Source organism: Patiriisocius marinus, assembly GCF_008974325.1.
In the GTDB taxonomy this organism is placed as follows: Bacteria; Bacteroidota; Bacteroidia; order Flavobacteriales; family Flavobacteriaceae; genus Patiriisocius; species Patiriisocius marinus.
The window spans coordinates 165,735-182,943 of sequence record NZ_BKCG01000003.1 but is presented as its reverse complement, the minus strand read 5'-3'; the positions used below and the strand labels follow the sequence as shown (position 1 = coordinate 182,943).

Sequence of the window (17,209 nt, the reverse complement as noted above, 5' to 3'; positions counted from 1 at the left end):
CTTTTTTTTCAATTCGGTTTCCATTAGTAATTTGGTATCTTTGTAACATAAAATGTATGTATTATGAATAATATTCCAAGTGTAGATCTTGCTGACTTTCTAAGCGGTGATGCTGCTCGAAAGCAAAAGTTTGTAAATGAATTAGGTAAAGCTTATGAAGAAATAGGTTTTGTATCATTAAAAAATCATTTTTTAAGCGATGAACTTGTTTCAGAATTATATAAAGAAATTAAAGCTTTTTTTGCTTTAGACGTAGCAGAGAAAAAGAAATACGAAATAGAAGGTTTAGGTGGTCAAAGAGGTTATGTTTCTTTTGGTAAAGAACACGCTAAAGGTAAAAAAGAAGGAGATTTAAAGGAGTTTTGGCATTTTGGACAAGAACCAACAGAAGATGCTAATTTACCAGAAGACTATCCTGAAAATGTGATTGTTAAAGAACTTCCAGATTTCAACAAAACAGGAATGGAAGCTTACAGAATGCTTGAAAAAACTGGAATCAATGTTTTAAGAGCTTTGGCTTTATATATTGGAGTTGACGAGCATTATTTTGATCATTGGGCAGCAAATGGAAACAGTATTTTAAGACCTATCCACTACCCACCTATTACTGAGGAACCTCAAGGAGCAGTTCGTGCAGGTGCTCACGGAGACATTAATTTAATTACGTTATTAATGGGAGCTTCTACAGGAGGTCTTCAGGTATTACGTAAGGATGGAGAATGGATTGATGCAATTCCTGAAGAAGATGAATTAGTTATTAATGTAGGCGATATGCTTGAACGACATACTAATAATAAGTTGCGCTCTACAATACACCGCGTGGTTAACCCGCCAAAAGAAGAATGGGGAAACCCAAGATATTCAATTCCATTTTTTATGCACCCAAGAGGTGATATGAAATTGAACTGTATGCCCGAATGTGTTGATGAACAAAACCCAAAAGCATTTGACGATATTACAGCTGGTGAATTTTTACACCAACGACTTGTTGAAATTGGTTTAATTAAAAAATAGTAGACCTCTGCTCAGCTATAAGTTGAGCAGGTTTTTATTTCTCATGATTTATTGAGAAATAAATCATAACCTAAATAAATGGATTTAAAAGATCAATTAAAAAACCTATTTCCAGATCACGAAGAGTCTAATGTACCAGAGCCAGTTGTTGACAACAATCAAATATGGCTACAGGAAGAACCAATGATTTGCAAATATGAAAAGCGTAAGGGAAAACCTATTACAATAATTGAAGGATACACTGGTGCTGATAGTGACTTTAAACAACTTGCTAAAGAGATAAAAAAACTTCTAAGTGTGGGAGGTAGTTTTAAAAATGAGCAAATTATTATTCAAGGTGATTATCGTGATAAAATCATGAATTTTTTACAGGATAAAGGTTTTAAAACTAAACGTGTAGGCGGTTGATTTTAAGCGAAATAACAAACTAATATAATACCGTTACATATCAAAAATTCTAATCCACTCGCTCCTAGCGAACTTATATTAAATAAGGATGGTAGCATCTACCACCTTAACTTATTACCTAAAGATATAGCTCATACAATAATTACTGTAGGTGATCCTGATAGGGTAAGCGCTATCACGAAACACTTTGATGTGATAGAAGTATCTAAGCACAAAAGAGAATTTAAAACCGAAACCGGATTATATAAAGGTAAACGCCTTACGGTTATCTCAACTGGAATAGGAACTGATAATATAGACATTGTTTTTAATGAACTTGATGCACTTGTAAATATCGACTTCAAAACAAGAACTATAAAAGACGAACTAACACAATTAAATATTATCAGAATAGGAACTTCTGGAGCAATCCAAGAACATATCCCTTTAGATAGTTTTTTAGTTTCTGAAATAGGAATAGGTTTTGACAATCTACTCCATTTTTATAAAACAGCTTCTTTTATTAATTCAGAATTATCTGAAGCATTTGTTAAGCATACTCAATGGAATACGTCTAATTCAAAACCATATGTTGTAAATGGTGACGAAACGTTGCTTAATCTTTTTACTGGCGAAAATTTCAGAAAAGGAATAACTGCTACTAATGTTGGATTTTACGGGCCTCAAGGAAGAAAACTTCGTTTAGTACTACAAGACGATTTGTTGAATTCTAAATTAGAGTCCTTTAATTACAATAACCAAGTAATAACTAATCTGGAAATGGAAACTTCTGGAATATATGGATTAGCTAAACTACTAGGACACAAAGCCATATCTTTAAATGCAATTATAGCAAATAGAGCAAATGGTACTTTTAGTGAAAAACCTAAAGAAACTGTAGCTTTGTTAATTGAAAATACATTAAATAAATTAGTAACACTTTAATTTGCTTCTGTTACAAGATGAGTATGAAACAATTTAAAATAGGCGGAGTACCAGAGCATTTTAATCTTCCTTGGTATTTAACTTTAAAAAATAAGGAATATCATGAGGTGGACATCAATTTACGATGGACAGATTACTATGGTGGTACGGGACAAATGTGTAAAGCATTGCGAGAAGGTGAAATTGATATGGCTGTAATCCTCACAGAAGGAATTATAAGAGATATTATTAATGGTAACCCAAGTAAAATTGTTCAGGTGTTTGTAAAATCGCCATTGATATGGGGGATCCACACAGCAAAAAATAGCGATTATAAGAGTATTTCAGATTTAAAAGGTACTAAAGCTGCTATAAGTAGATACGGTTCTGGATCTCATTTAATGGCTTATGTAAATGCTGAAAAGCAAGGTTGGGATACCGAGAAGGATCTTGATTTTGAAGTTATAAAAAATTTAGAAGGTGCATTAAATGGATTGCCAGAAGGAAAAGGTGATTATTTTATGTGGGAAAAATTTACTACAAAACCTTATGTAGATAATGGCCCCTTTAACATCGTAGGCGAATGCCCTACTCCTTGGCCATGTTTTGTAATTGCAGTTAGAAACGAGGTATTAGAAAATGATCCTGATGCTGTTTCTAAAATTTTAGACATTATCAACGCTACTACAGAAGAGTTTAAGGAAATCCCTTGTATTGATCAAATGATATCTAATAGATACGATCAAAATATTGAAGATGTACAGGAATGGTTATCACTTACTGAATGGAGCCAAGAGCAACTATCAGAAGCTGAAGTAACAAGGGTTCAGAAAAAACTCAAACAACTACAGTTAATTGAAAGCGAAAAACCCATTAATGATATTTTAGGATAAAAATTAAACACCCTTCGAGGGTGTTTTTTATGATTTTTTTTTAAATTAACTATATATATTACTAAAGCTACTATTTTTTTTAAGCTTGACGCAACCCTTTAAGGAATGCTGCATCTAACATATATAATCTCACAATTATGACAACATTTTTAATAGTTTTAGGCAGTTTAGTAGGTATCAATTTTTTATTACTACAGTTTAGTTGTAATGATGCAACAGAGTCTAATCAAAAAGAAGAGAAGTAATTTTTTTTAGTTTATAGTTTAAGTGAACTAAACTATCTGTAAAATGTATGCCAACCATTTTATAGATAGTTTTTTATTTCCAATCAATTAAGGAATTACCCTTAGATGCTAAAAATGAATTGGTTTTAGAAAAATGTTGATTACCAAACCAATACCCCCTATTTGCACTTAATGGAGAAGGATGACCACTTAATAGAATGTGGTGTTTGTTTCCGTCAATAAGTTTAGCCTTCTTTTTAGCAAAACCTCCCCACAATAAAAAGACTACATCAGTACGTTTTTCTGAAATTTTCTTAATTACAGCATCAGTAAATGTTTCCCATCCTATTTTTTGATGACTCCCAGCTGCTGCTTCTTTTACTGTTAAAGTTGCATTTAGCAATAGCACACCTTGTTTAGCCCATCGTTCTAGGTTTCCGCTTTCTGGATATGCAATTCCAATATCCGAAACTATTTCTTTAAAAATGTTTTTTAATGATGGTGGATGCGTTATACCATCAGTTACGGAGAAACAAAGCCCGTTAGCCTGTCCTCTACCGTGATAAGGATCTTGCCCAATAATTACCACCTTAATATCATTAAATGGCGTATACTCAAAAGCTGAGAAAATACTATTAGACGGAGGATAACAGGTATTTAGACGGTATTCGCTTTCAATGGTTTCAACTAAAGATTTAAAATAATCTTTCTGTATTTCATCTTCCAAAACTGCCTCCCACTGAGGCCCCATTTTTACATCCATATTGTCTATTTTTGTAGTTGCAATCTACTTTCAAAAATAGCAAAACTTTAAGGCGACTTAACTATTGTAAAGTGATTAAAATTTCAGAAGAAAATTAAATGTAGCACGCTCAATGTGCCTTTCTCAATGATTAAAATAGACAGTAAGACCCTTTTAGATTTAGAATTTCCTACGATATTAAAGCAAACTGCAGAGTATTGCGTTACAACCTTAGGGAAAGAACACATGGTAACACTATTACCATTTACTGATGAAGCCGAAATTATACCAGCATTAACTCGCGTAAATGAATATAAAGCTTCTATACACAGTGATGCGCCAGTACCTAACCACGGTTTTGACGATATAACAAGAGAACTCTATTTGTTAGATATTGAAAATAGTGTTTTGGAGATATCGGGCTTTAGAAAAATGGGAGCTATTATTGATTCGACTGGAATGATACTCAAATTTTTCAAGAAATATGAAGAGTTTTATATTGAGTTACATTCATTGTCTAATACAATAGATTTTAAGCAACATATAAGCGAAGAAATTAAAGCTATTATCAACAAATATGGCGAAGTTAAAGATGAAGCTTCCCCACAATTACTAGCTATTAGAAGACGATTAAATAGTGTTAAAGGACAAATTAATTCATCTTTCAACAAAGCACTTAGCGCATATTCTAGTAATGATTATTTAGATGAAATTAGAGAGTCGGTTGTAGAAAACAGACGCGTACTAGCGGTAAAATCAATGTACCGTAAAAAAGTGAGAGGTACTGTTTTAGGAACTTCTAAAACGGGTAGTATTGTGTATATGGAGCCTCAGGAAACTTTTGAGTTTACAACTGAGTTGAGCAATCTTATTTACGAAGAGCGCGAAGAGATTAAACGAATACTAAAAATGCTTACGGAATATATTAGACCGTATGCCCCCTTATTAAAATCTTATCAAAGCTTTTTAGTAAAGATTGATGTTATTTCAGCGAAAGCGAAATACGCTTTAAAAATGGATGCTAACGTACCCATTATTACTAAAGCAAGAAGGTTATCTTTAATAAACGCCTACCATCCTTTACTATTGTTAACTAATAAGGCTCGTAAAGAAAAAACCTATCCACAAAGTATTTCGTTAAAACACGAAGAACGCATTATCGTGATTTCGGGACCAAATGCAGGTGGAAAAAGTATAACATTGAAAACCGTTGGTCTGCTTCAAATTATGCTGCAAACAGGTTTTCTAATTCCAGTAGAACCACAAAGTGAATTTTGCTTTTTTGATAGGATACTAACTGACATTGGCGATAATCAATCTATTGAAAATCACCTAAGCACTTATAGTTACCGTTTAAAAAAGATGAATCATTTTCTTCGGAAATGTAACAGTAATACACTATTTCTTATTGACGAATTTGGAACCGGAAGTGACCCAGAATTGGGTGGTGCATTAGCTGAAACATTCCTCGAGGTTTTCTATGAAAGAGAAGCTTTCGGAATAATAACAACACACTACGCTAACCTAAAATTACTTGCAAATGAGTTGCCACACGCAATTAATGCAAATATGTTATTTGATAGCAAAACCTTAGAACCACTATATAAATTGTTTTTAGGGGAAGCTGGGAGTTCGTTTACATTTGAAGTAGCTCAAAAAAACGGAATTCCTTATAGCTTAATTAATAAGTCTAAAAAGAAAGTTGCTAGAGGTAAAATTAGATTTGATAAATCAATTGCCGATTTACAAAAAGAAAGATCAAAGCTTCGTAAAACTTCAGAGAACCTTGAGACTTCAGCTGAAAAAGCTCGTAAAGAAGAACAGCAACTAAAAGAGATTAATGCTAAAGTACAAGACAAATTAGAAAATTATCAAGAGCTTTTTGATAGCAATCAAAAGTTGATTTCTATTGGTAAAAAGTTTGATGTTTTATCTGAGCGCTTCCATAACAACAAAAAGAAAAAATTGTTAATTGACGAACTATTTAAAATGGTTCTTGTGGAAAATTCTAAACGTAAAAAGATAGCTCCAAAGCAAAAGAAGCAAGTAAAAGCAAAGAAAAAAATTACGGAAGCTGAAGTTGAAAAAAAAGTTGAAGTAATACGACAAAAGAAAAAAATAGAAAAAGCCGAAGCTAAAAAAGCACCTGCTCCTAAACCTGAAGTTCCATTAAAATTAGGGCATAGAGTACGCATGAAAGATGGTAAAGCAATAGGAACTATTGATAAAATTGAAAAAAATAAAGCAACTGTTAATTATGGAATTTTCACAACAAATGTGAGTCTTGATGAATTAGAATACGTTGGTAAATAATGATTGACACTAAAGAACATAAAATTTTACTCTTTGATGGCGTTTGCAATCTTTGTAATAGCGCTGTCAACTTTGTTATTAAACTTGATAATAAAGATGTATTTCGATTTACTGCATTACAGGAAGAACCTGGAAAGTCCTATTTAACCAAATATAATATCGATCCAAAAAACATTGACTCAATTGTACTCATTGAAAATGGTAAAGCATACGTTAAATCTTCCGCAGCTTTAAGAACCGCAAAATACCTTGGAGGAGCTTGGCCACTTCTCTATGTTTTTATTATAGTACCAGCTTTTATACGTGATGTAGTCTATGATTATATTGCTAAAAACAGATACAAATGGTATGGTAAAAAGGATAGCTGTATGATTCCTACACCTGAGTTAAAAGCTAAGTTTTTATAAACTACCCCAGTCTAGCTTTCATATTAAGTTTACCCAATAGTTCTTTTGCTACCGAATTGCTATATTCTTTTTTACGGTATTTAGTTATTGAAGTAATACCCGTCACAACATTAGTGGTAAAAAGTTCATCAGCTTTTTGAAGTTCGAAAGGTGATATTGATGCTTCCTCAAAATCGTAATCTAGTAATTTATCAAACATTGATAAAATCTGCTTGCGCATCACTCCTTTTAGACAACCATCGGCTAATGGAGGTGTTTTAATAGTATCTCCTTTTACTAAAAATAAATTACCATTCAATGTTTCTATAACTTGTTTTTTTTCGTTTAGAAGCAAGCAGTTTTGATAATCATTCTCTTTAGCATAAATACTACCTAAAACATTAATTATTTTATTGTTTGTTTTTAATGTACTTAAAATACCAGAAGTGATATAATGATCCTTAAAAAGCTCTACTTCACAAGGTGAATCATCTAAGGTGTAAAATGGATTTTCTAACGGAGAACACGTTATAGCATACTCAATATCATTAGAAGTAGGTGTATAAAGGCCACCTTCTTTTCTCCATACAAGTATTTTTGCTCTATATGTTTTATAATTTGCATCTTGAGCTTCAATAGTACTAAGTACTTGCTCTTCAAGGAACTCCTGTGTAAAATTCATTGGGATTTCCATACGTAGAATTCGCATTGAAGACATTAGCCTAAAGTAATGATCTTCCCAAAAAAGAATTTTCCCTGCCGAAACACGTAAAGTTTCAAAAACAGCATCACCGTAATTAAGTCCGCGATTACTCACAGAAAGAGTTTTCATTGAATGTTCTGAAAGTTGTCCGTTAAAATTAATCATAAAAAAACCGCCTCATTTTGTGGAGGCGGTGCAAAGATACTTATAAGGTTTTCTTTAGGTTACTTTGAACCCAAGATTTGTTTTAATTCTCCTATCATACTTTCCCATAATAGTTTTCCTTCCTCTACTTCATCCTCCTCTGCAAAATCGGTTACCATCAACGCAACATCCTTAGTAACACCATCTACCTGAATGCGTAACTCGAAAAAATATTCGGTTCCTTCATCCTCCATCCATCTAAATTTTATACGCTCACCACTTTTTTTACTAAGCAATTTCGCCTTTTCTTCACTTCCTTCCCAAATAAAAGTAAAAAACTCTCCTCTTGAGTTTACATTGTCTGCATACCACTCACTCATTCCTGAAGGTGTTGATATATAGGTATATAAAAGGCTTGGAGAAACTTGCATTGGAAACTCCATTTCGTATTTTATTTTATCATCCATAGTCTTTTGTTAGACCTCCAATATATATATTTCAATGCGAACGAAAAAGACAAGTTGCTATTTTTTCGTGTAAGAAAATTTTGATAGGGCAAAGCCGAAATTTTAAAGACTTAGAATTTAATTAATAATCATAAAAAAAGGGTGAAAATAAATTCACCCTAGGTATTTTTAATAATAGAAACTAATGTTATTTTCTTAAGATCTATTTCTTCCGCGTGAGCGATTTCCGTTATTAGAGCCAGAATTTCCCGAATTAGAATTTCGGTTTCCGCCACTAGACTTTTTACTTGAATTTCTAGGGTTTCTAGATCTACTTTGTTGATGTTGCGCTTTATTAGCAGCTTTTTTATCAAGTATCTCTTTAAGTGATTCTGTAGGTTCAAAACCTTCAATAATCTCATTTCCTAATTTCTCTCCTAGTAATTTTTCAATACCACGTACGTATTCAAACTCGTCTACACTAACTATTGAAATTGCTTGACCACTTGCTCCTGCTCTACCTGTTCTACCTATACGGTGAACGTAATCTTCAGGTATATTAGGTAACTCGTAGTTTACAACATAAGGTAATAATGGAATATCAAGCCCTCTAGCAGCAATATCAGTTGCTACAAGTACTTTAATGGAACCACTTTTAAAACCTGCAAGCGCTTTTGTTCGTGCTCCTTGGCTCTTATTACCGTGGATTGCAGCACTTTTAATTCCTGCTTTCCCTAGTTTTTCTGAAAGTTTATTAGCTCCGTGTTTTGTTCTTGTAAAAACAAGTGTTTGATCCCAGTTACCTTCCTTCATTAATTTTATAAGAAGTTCAGTTTTAAGACCTTTATTTGTTCTGTAGATAGTTTGCTCTACCTTCTCTGCAGTTGTGTTTTCTGGTGCAGCTTCGACCATTACAGGGTTTGTTAAAAAACTACCCGCAAGTTTTTTTATCTCTTTTGAAAATGTTGCCGAGAATAACAAGTTTTGTCTTTTACTAGGTAATAGCGCTAAAACTTTTTTAATATCGCGTAGAAAACCCATATCAAGCATTCTGTCAGCTTCATCTAAGACTAGAAACTCTACTTTATTGAATGACATAGCACCTTGACTGTGTAAATCAAGTAATCTACCTGGTGTTGCTACTAATACATCCACTCCTTGACGTAACGTTTTAATTTGTGGATTTGCATTTACACCACCAAAAACTACCATACTACGTAAATCTGTAAACTCAGAGTATGAGCGTACATCATCCATAACTTGCGCAGCTAGTTCCCGCGTGGGAGTTAAAATTAACGCTCTAATAGGACGTTTGTGCAAAGGTTTACTTTGCAACATAATATCAAGCATAGGTAATGTAAACCCTGCAGTTTTACCTGTACCTGTTTGAGCTGAGGCGAGGACATCGCGACCTTCAAGTATTTTTGGAATTGCTTTTTGTTGAATGGGACTGGGTGTTGTATACCCTTTTTTGCTAATTGCTTTTAGCAAGGCTTCGTTAAGCCCTAAAGATTTAAATGACATAAATTGTGTTAAATGAAATGAACACTGTAGTAATTATAGGTCATTTCTTTTGTGAATGACAAAGGTACGCTTTATTTAATCAGCAATTTTAGAAATAAATTTAATAAAAATGCCCGATTGTTTGCACTAGATAATTTTGTTTTTATCTTTGCAGCCGCTTAGAATAGTATTAAGCAAATTTGGCGAGGTAGCTCAGGTGGTTAGAGCGTCGGATTCATAACCCGGAGGTCACGAGTTCAAGTCTCGTTCTCGCTACAAAGTCCCTAATTTTATTAGGGACTTTTTTTATGGAATAAAGTTATCTTTCTTATAGGCATTCTTCTAACAATGAGGCTTTTTGGACCCACTAAATAACTAAATTACCTCCTTGTATTTCTACTTCAAATTATTAAATTTTAAATTTAAAATTATCTACGCTCTATTCAATAAATAAATCTTTACAGATGTAAAAGTTGTTTTTATTGGATTATAGAAGAGCATTTGATTACTTTCGCGAAGTATTTGGTTTGTTTCCGTTTTTTATATGGAAACAATTAAAAGGGAATCAAGTAAAATGATAGATAAACTATCTAATAATCTTGAGCTGTTCCCGCAACTGTAAGCTTAGTTCCACTATTTAGGAACGATTGTAATTAAAAACTTCAAATTCCACTGTCCAATATTTTCGATGGGAAGGACAATTACAATACGCAAGCCAGGAGACCTGCCAATGTCATTTTAATTTAAAACAGTTGGCTTTCGGGTAAAAGGCTTTGCGTTTATGAAACTATTAGTTTTTATTTTTCTAACCTGTGTTAGTTTTACTAATGCGCTCTATTCCCAAACAGATTCTATAAATGTTTTGGGAGAGGTATTTCTTACCACCACCCGTCTTAAGGATTCAGTATACACCACAAACACAATTAAATTAAAAGACAGTGTCCTTCGCTTAAACCAAGCTTCATTAACTAATTTACTAAACTTTAATAGTACTATTTATTTAAAAGAAAATGGATTAGGGATGGTTTCCTCTCCTTCTTTTAGAGGTACAACTGCATCACAAACTGCCGTTTTATGGAATGGCATTAACATCAATTCTCAAACCACAGGACAAACCGATTTCAACACCATTAACACTCGTGGCTTCAATACTATTGAAGTGACTGCAGGAGGTGGTAGTGTTACAAATGGTAGTGGCGCTATTGGAGGCTCTATAAATCTTATCAATGAAATTACCTATAATACAGGTTTCACTAATGACTTATTTATAAATTATGGTGCCTATAATACCTATGGTGTAAATTATCAAACACAATACGCTTCTAAAAAAACAAGTGTGATGCTGGGCCTTTCTAGAAACGCATCTGATAATAATTACCCATATCCTGAAACTGATCAAATTAATGTGAATGGTCAATACCATAATAACAATGTGAGTTTTGCTTCTGGTTTTAAATTAAATAGTAAAAATACTATTAACGTCTTTGCTAACCTTTACAAGGGACGAAGAAACTTTTCGGTTCCAACACCTAACGCTCTAAGAACAAAGTATACCGATTTTAATACACGCTCATTAATTGAATGGGAAAGTTACATTGGCGATTTTAACTCAAATTTGAAACTCGCTACCACCACAGAGGAATATGAATATTTTGCAAATATTAATAGTGATTTTTTCACCTTCGGAAATGTGCAGAATTTTATAGCTAAGTATAAACTTGATTATTTAGTGAGTCGTAAAATGTTGCTATCTGCTGGTGCAACTTACACTCATAACAATGGACGTGGTTCAGATATCCAATCTAAAACGCGCAATCTTGCTGCAGCTACATTAAGTCTGAAACACGAAATATCCAAATCCTTTTTATATGAAATAGGACTTCGGCAAGAAACTAATGAGGATTTCGGTAACCCTTTACTTTATTCATTTGGAGTACATTATAAAGCTTCTTCATTTTATCAACTGAAAATTAACACTTCTAAAAATTTCCGAATTCCAACCTATAACGATTTATATTGGACAGGTTTAGGAAATCCAAACCTAAAACCCGAAACATCCTATCAGGCTGAAATGAGTCACTTATTTTCTCATAAAAATGCTATGCTAACAGTTACAGGATATTATAACCAAGTAACTGATTTATTACGCTACGTTCCTGGAAACGATGGTGTTTTTAGACCCGAAAATACAAATGAAGTAGAAATTTATGGTCTAGAAGGTATTTTCAGTTACAAAAAGAAGATCGCTAGTCATTCAGTTAGTTTCAATGCTACATATGCTTATACAGTTTCAGAAAATAAGGAAACAGACAAACAACTTATATATGTTCCATTTCATAAACTAACTGCGGCATTTGGTTATGGATACAAAAACCTTTCGGCTTATTATCAGTATTTAAATAATGGAGAAGTATTTACTACAACCGATACTATTTCAGCAAATATATTAGACAGTTATATGGTTGCCAATTTAGGTATAGACTATACGCTAGGACGTCAAAAAAATTATAAAATAGGAGTTCAAATATTAAACCTTTGGGATGAAGCTTATGAGAGTGTTCTCAACAGACCATTGCCAGGACGTAACTTTAATTTCTATCTCAACTTAAATTTTTAAATTATGAAAAAATCAATTTCTAAATATGTTTTTTTATTGTTGTTTGTTTCGGTATTTACAGTGTCTTGTACAAGTGATGACCGAGACGATATTGTACAAGAAACACCAATAAGTGGTGCCTATAATAATGGCCTTTTTATTTTAAACGAAGGTGGATTTGGTTCTTCAAATGCATCAATTACTTTTTTAGATAATGATGACCAAGTATATAATTCTATTTTTTCAGGAGTTAATAATCGTGATTTAGGAGATGTAGCTCAAAGCATTGGTTTCAATGAGGATAATGCATATGTAGTGGTAAACAACTCCTCTACTATCGAAATTGTAAACAGAAATACGTTTGAAAGTATTGCAACTACCACATCAATGATTGTAAACCCTCGCTTTATTGAGTTTAGCGACTCTAAAGGTTTTATTACTAATTGGGGTGACCCAAATGATGTTAGTGACGATTATGTTGCAGTACTTAACTTAACAACAAATCAAGTTGAAACAAAAATACCTGTTGCAGAAGGCCCTGAAAAGTTAGTTATTCATAATGGGAAATTATATGTAGCACATCAAGGTGGTTACGGTTATGGAAATTCAGTTACTGTTATTGATGTGGAAACACAAGCTGTTGTTACTTCTATTGAAGTAGCTGATGTACCTTCGGGAATTATAGTAGCAAATGGTTCATTATATGTTTTATGCTCCGGAAAAGCTCCTTTTACAAATGATGAAACTGTCGCTAAATTATTTAAAATAAATACCGCTACAGATACCGTTGAAGCCTCACTTACATTTCCATCAGAAATACACCCTAGTTTTTTGGAATTAGACAACAACAATCTTTATTACACAATAGCTGGCGATGTTTATGTTGTAAGTATTATAGATTTCCAACTTCCTACTACTCCTATATTTCAAACTTCTAATAATGGTTTAGAAAGCCTATATGGTTTTAAGGTTAATAATGGTAGCATTTATATCGCAGATGCCAAGGATTACGACTCAAACGGGGAAGTTTTTATTTACGATAGTACAGGTATTTTACAACAGCAATTTTCAGTAGAAATTATCCCAAATTCATTTTACATAAACAATTAAAAAAAAAGCATGAAAAATTATTACAAAAAATCAATGGCAATCATTGCAGGAATTTTATGTTCTGCAACTTCATTTTCTCAAGACTTTTCAGAAGGTGTTATTGTACTAAACGAAGGACTTTTTGGTTCTGATACAGCTTCAGTATCTCATTTTGATGTTACAGGAACTCTTGAAAATGGTATTTTCAGCACGCAAAACAGCGGGATGGCTTTAGGGAATACAGCTCAAGGAATGGGCTTTGATGGCGATTTTGCTTATATCGTTTTAAACGGTAGTAATGCCGTGCAAGTGATTAATAAAATTAGTTTTGAACTTGTTACAACAATCACAGATCAAATGGCAAATCCTAGAAATATTGCATTTTTTGATGGTAAAGGTTATGTTACAAACTGGGGTGACGGAGGTATTACTGATGACGATTTTGTTGCAGTGATAGATTTAGCAACTAACACTGTACTCGAAACAATTACAGTAGCAGAAGGACCAGAAGAAATTGTACAACAAGATGGTATGTTATATGTTGCTCATCAAGGTGGTTTTGGTTATGGAAACACCGTTTCGGTAATTGATGCATCTACAAACGCTATTCAAAGTGTTCCTGTAGGTGATGTTCCATCTGCATTAAGAATAGATGATAATTATTTATATGTTCTTTGTAGTGGTAGCCCAAGTTTTTCAGGGAATGAAACAACAGGATCTTTAGTAAAGATTGACTTATCAGATATTTCAGCTACAACTGAATTCAGTTTCCCAGGTTTAGAGCACCCTACATTTTTAGGTTTAGATGCTACTGATGTATTTTATACATTAAATGCTGATGTTTATAAAATGTCAATAACAGCAACTGATTTACCTACCACACCATTTATTTCTACAGCAGCACAAAGCATTTCAGTACCTTATGGTTTTAATAAAATTGATGACAAACTTTATATAGGTGATGCAGTCGATTTTGTAAGCGATGGAAAAGTATTTGTTTATGAAGAAGATGGTTCATTTATTTCAGAATATACTGTAGGAGCATTACCAAATGGATTTTATACTTCAGAAGATGTACTAAGTACTCCAGGTTTTATTTCTTCAACTATTTCATTATATCCTAACCCTACTTCTGGAAGTTTCTTATTGAATACTTCTGAAAATGTAAACATCACAATGTTTGACATTACAGGAAGAATGGTAAAACAACTAAAATATACAAACCAAGCGGTTTCAGTTGAAGGTTTAAATGCAGGAATTTATGTAGTTCAAATTGAAAACAATGGTGCAATCACAACACAAAAATTAATCGTGAAATGAGAAAACTAACACTAATAGTTCTTTTTACAAACGCTGTGCTATTAGCACAAAGTTATCCTCCTGCCGCAAATGAAACTGGCACTTCAGCTATTGCTGCGGATAGTCCTGTTTTTACATCTTGGGCTACTGGAATTGAGGTAACACGTGGGTTTATAGATGTTTCAAATACTAGTGCAGAAGATAATGGCAGCAATTATGCATCCTTTGGTAACCCTGAGGATGCACTTGGGCCAGCTACGAATAGCGCTGTTAGTTTAGGTGATGCTGGAGAAGCTATACTGTCATTCAACGTACCTATTAGTGATGGCCCTGGTTTTGACTTCGCTGTATTTGAAAATAGTTTTAGTGACACCTTTTTAGAATTGGCTTTTGTAGAAGTAAGTTCCGATGGGATAAATTATTTTAGATTTCCATCACATAGCCAAACGCAAACTGATACTCAAATTGATGGCTTCGGAAATGTTGACCCTACATACATTAATAACCTAGCTGGAAAATATAGAGCGTTATTTGGAACTCCTTTTGACATTTCAGAAATACAAGAGAATTCACTTTTAGATAAAAACAGTATCACTCATATTAAGATAATTGACGTGGTGGGTAGTATTGACCCTATGTATGCGAGCATTGATAGTTTTGGTAATGCTATTAATGATCCTTTTAATACGCCTTTTTTTTCAGGTGGATTTGATTTAGATGCAGTGGGAGTTATCAATGAACAAGTTTTAGATATTGATGATAAAGAAATCTCTATTTTGTCTATGTATCCTAATCCTGTTAGTGATATTCTAAACATACATACAACGAATGCAATGGATTTTCAAATATATGATGTGCAAGGACATGTAGTTTTTTCAGCTTTTAATAAAGCAACAGAAACAATTGATGTTTCAGCATTTGCTAAAGGAATGTATATCTTAACTGCAAATTATAAAGGAGTTACACTACAACAGAAATTTATCAAAGAATAACTTTAAAAACGAAGCTGTAATCTTTTTTGACAACAGACAAAAGCAGGTTAAACTAAAAATAGTTTAACCTGCTTTTTAATTTTTATATGCTTTTAAGCTATTGTAACTTAATTAGTAAAGTTTTAAAATCAACCACATCTTGCTCTCCACTTTTCATATTTTTTAAAGTGAATGTTTCTGCAGCGATTTCATTATCACCAGCCAATACAGAAAATTTAATATCTCGCTTATCTGCATACCCCATTTGTTTACCCATTTTAGCTTTATCCGGATACAACTCAGCATTTATACCTGCAGCTCTTAATCTTTTAATGGCTTTAAGCGCGTATAAAGATTCTTTTTCTCCAAAGTTGATAAACAACACTTTCGTATTAGCAGATGCAGTTTCGGGAAATAAATTTAATTCTTCAAGTACTAAATATATACGATCTAACCCAAAAGAAATACCAACACCACTAACATCTTTCATTCCGAAAATACCTGTTAAATCGTCGTAGCGACCTCCACCACCAATGCTTCCCATAGACACGCCTTCTGGTGCTGAAACTTCAAATATAGCTCCCGTATAGTAATTAAGACCACGTGCTAAAGTTACATCTATAGCTAGTTGTGCAGTTTCTAAACCTAAAGCAGCAACATTCTCTACAATAAAGTTTAATTCTTCAACACCTTGCATTCCAGTTTGAGAACTTGCTAATAATGCTGCAATAGCATCTAACTGTTCTTTTGCGGTTCCAGTCATTTCAAAAAGTGGTTGCACTTTAGTGATTGCTTCTTCACTAATTTCTTTTTCGCGCATTTCCTTTTTAACGCCTTCTTCCCCTATTTTATCTAACTTATCTAATGCTACTGTAAAATCGATTAGTTTGTCTTCAGCACCTATAACTTCAGCAATACCGCTTAGTATTTTGCGGTTATTCATTTTAATAGTTACTCCGTTTAAATTCAGTTTAGTAAAAACAGCATCGTATAATTGTACTAATTCAACTTCTTGCCAGAGTGATTTACTTCCTACAACATCTGCATCACACTGAAAAAACTCTCTAAATCTTCCTTTTTGTGGACGGTCTGCACGCCATACAGGTTGGATTTGATATCTTTTAAACGGAAATGTTATTTCGTTTTGGTGTTGTACTACATATCTAGCAAAAGGTACTGTTAAATCATAACGAAGTGCTTTTTCTGAAATTTTAGGAGTCATTTTACCACTGTCTTTAGCAGTGTATAAAGCATCGTCAACTTTCCGAAGAAAATCTCCACTATTTAATATTTTAAATATCAATCTATCTCCTTCTTCACCGTATTTACCCATTAAAGTATCACTATTTTCAAAACTTGGCGTTTCAATTGGTGCGAAACCGTACGTTGTAAAACAACTTTTAATAGCGTCCATAATGTACTGTCGTTTTACAACTTCAGCAGGTGAAAAATCGCGTGTCCCCTTAGGTATAGATGGTTTTTTTGACAAAATAATAGTATTAAAATGAATCCTAAAGTATGTACTTAGGATGTTTGCTTTGTTTTGCTGCAAATATCTTAATAATATTTCAAGTT

15 protein-coding genes, 1 tRNA gene and 1 riboswitch are annotated in these 17,209 nt (G+C 33.1%); of the genes, 11 read left to right on the top strand and 5 right to left on the bottom strand.

What is annotated here, in order from left to right; genetic code table 11:
- Positions 1–63 precede the first annotated feature (63 nt).
- The 4 genes from GBH57_RS07755 to GBH57_RS07740 all read left to right on the top strand — a co-directional run bounded on the left by GBH57_RS07755 (position 64) and on the right by GBH57_RS07740 (position 3,218).
- Positions 64–1,014, top strand: a complete 951-nt coding sequence (locus GBH57_RS07755; protein ID WP_151673763.1) for an isopenicillin N synthase family dioxygenase — start codon at positions 64–66, stop codon at positions 1,012–1,014.
- A 78-nt stretch (positions 1,015–1,092) separates the two neighbouring features.
- Positions 1,093–1,422 (top strand): translation initiation factor, encoded by a 330-nt coding sequence (locus tag GBH57_RS07750; RefSeq protein ID WP_151673761.1) that lies wholly within the window; start codon positions 1,093–1,095, stop codon positions 1,420–1,422.
- A gap of 39 nt (positions 1,423–1,461) precedes the next feature.
- On the top strand, positions 1,462–2,346 hold the full coding sequence (locus GBH57_RS07745) for a nucleoside phosphorylase (protein WP_151673759.1): 885 nt from the start codon (positions 1,462–1,464) through the stop codon (positions 2,344–2,346).
- A gap of 23 nt (positions 2,347–2,369) precedes the next feature.
- Complete coding sequence (locus GBH57_RS07740) at positions 2,370–3,218, top strand: substrate-binding domain-containing protein (RefSeq protein ID WP_151673757.1); 849 nt, start codon at positions 2,370–2,372, stop codon at positions 3,216–3,218.
- 318 nt (positions 3,219–3,536) lie between these two features.
- Here the strand turns inward: GBH57_RS07740 and ung are convergent, their stop codons facing one another.
- Positions 3,537–4,205 (bottom strand): uracil-DNA glycosylase, encoded by a 669-nt coding sequence (ung, locus tag GBH57_RS07735; RefSeq protein WP_151673755.1) that lies wholly within the window; start codon positions 4,203–4,205, stop codon positions 3,537–3,539.
- A 126-nt stretch (positions 4,206–4,331) separates the two neighbouring features.
- Here ung and GBH57_RS07730 point away from each other — a divergent pair, with 126 nt between their 5' ends.
- Both GBH57_RS07730 and GBH57_RS07725 read left to right on the top strand, forming a co-directional pair.
- Positions 4,332–6,497, top strand: coding sequence for an endonuclease MutS2 (locus GBH57_RS07730; protein ID WP_151673753.1), 2,166 nt, complete (start codon positions 4,332–4,334; stop codon positions 6,495–6,497).
- On the top strand, positions 6,497–6,904 hold the full coding sequence (locus tag GBH57_RS07725) for a thiol-disulfide oxidoreductase DCC family protein (protein ID WP_151673751.1): 408 nt from the start codon (positions 6,497–6,499) through the stop codon (positions 6,902–6,904). Before GBH57_RS07730 ends, GBH57_RS07725 begins: the two co-directional genes overlap by 1 nt.
- A gap of 1 nt (position 6,905) precedes the next feature.
- Here GBH57_RS07725 and GBH57_RS07720 read toward each other — a convergent pair whose 3' ends face one another.
- From GBH57_RS07720 to GBH57_RS07710, 3 genes are all read right to left on the bottom strand, one after another.
- Entirely contained in the window at positions 6,906–7,751 is an 846-nt protein-coding gene (locus GBH57_RS07720; RefSeq protein WP_151673749.1) for an aminotransferase class IV, read from the bottom strand.
- 59 nt (positions 7,752–7,810) lie between these two features.
- Positions 7,811–8,197: an START-like domain-containing protein gene (locus tag GBH57_RS07715; protein WP_151673747.1), complete on the bottom strand. Its 387-nt coding sequence runs from the start codon at positions 8,195–8,197 to the stop codon at positions 7,811–7,813.
- Positions 8,198–8,392: 195 nt separating this feature from the next.
- Positions 8,393–9,700 (bottom strand): DEAD/DEAH box helicase, encoded by a 1,308-nt coding sequence (locus GBH57_RS07710; protein WP_151673745.1) that lies wholly within the window; start codon positions 9,698–9,700, stop codon positions 8,393–8,395.
- Between the two features lie 181 nt (positions 9,701–9,881).
- Between GBH57_RS07710 and GBH57_RS07705 the strand changes: the two genes are divergently transcribed.
- The 5 genes from GBH57_RS07705 (at position 9,882) to GBH57_RS07685 (ending at position 15,655) form a co-directional block, all read left to right on the top strand.
- A tRNA-Met gene (locus GBH57_RS07705) sits at positions 9,882–9,955 on the top strand.
- Positions 9,956–10,185: 230 nt separating this feature from the next.
- A riboswitch (cobalamin riboswitch) is annotated at positions 10,186–10,425 on the top strand.
- A 35-nt stretch (positions 10,426–10,460) separates the two neighbouring features.
- Complete coding sequence (locus GBH57_RS07700) at positions 10,461–12,296, top strand: TonB-dependent receptor plug domain-containing protein (RefSeq protein WP_151673743.1); 1,836 nt, start codon at positions 10,461–10,463, stop codon at positions 12,294–12,296.
- Positions 12,297–12,299: 3 nt separating this feature from the next.
- Positions 12,300–13,385 carry a DUF5074 domain-containing protein gene (locus tag GBH57_RS07695; RefSeq protein ID WP_151673741.1) on the top strand — a complete coding sequence of 362 codons (1,086 nt, stop codon included), beginning with the start codon at positions 12,300–12,302 and terminating at the stop codon, positions 13,383–13,385.
- Between the two features lie 9 nt (positions 13,386–13,394).
- Positions 13,395–14,684, top strand: coding sequence for a YncE family protein (locus tag GBH57_RS07690; protein WP_151673739.1), 1,290 nt, complete (start codon positions 13,395–13,397; stop codon positions 14,682–14,684).
- Complete coding sequence (locus GBH57_RS07685; RefSeq protein WP_151673737.1) at positions 14,681–15,655, top strand: T9SS type A sorting domain-containing protein; 975 nt, start codon at positions 14,681–14,683, stop codon at positions 15,653–15,655. The genes GBH57_RS07690 and GBH57_RS07685 overlap by 4 nt, the downstream gene beginning before the upstream one ends.
- 97 nt (positions 15,656–15,752) lie before the next feature.
- Here the strand turns inward: GBH57_RS07685 and hisS are convergent, their stop codons facing one another.
- Entirely contained in the window at positions 15,753–17,123 is a 1,371-nt protein-coding gene (gene hisS, locus GBH57_RS07680) for a histidine--tRNA ligase (RefSeq protein WP_151673735.1), read from the bottom strand.
- Positions 17,124–17,209: the final 86 nt, after the last annotated feature.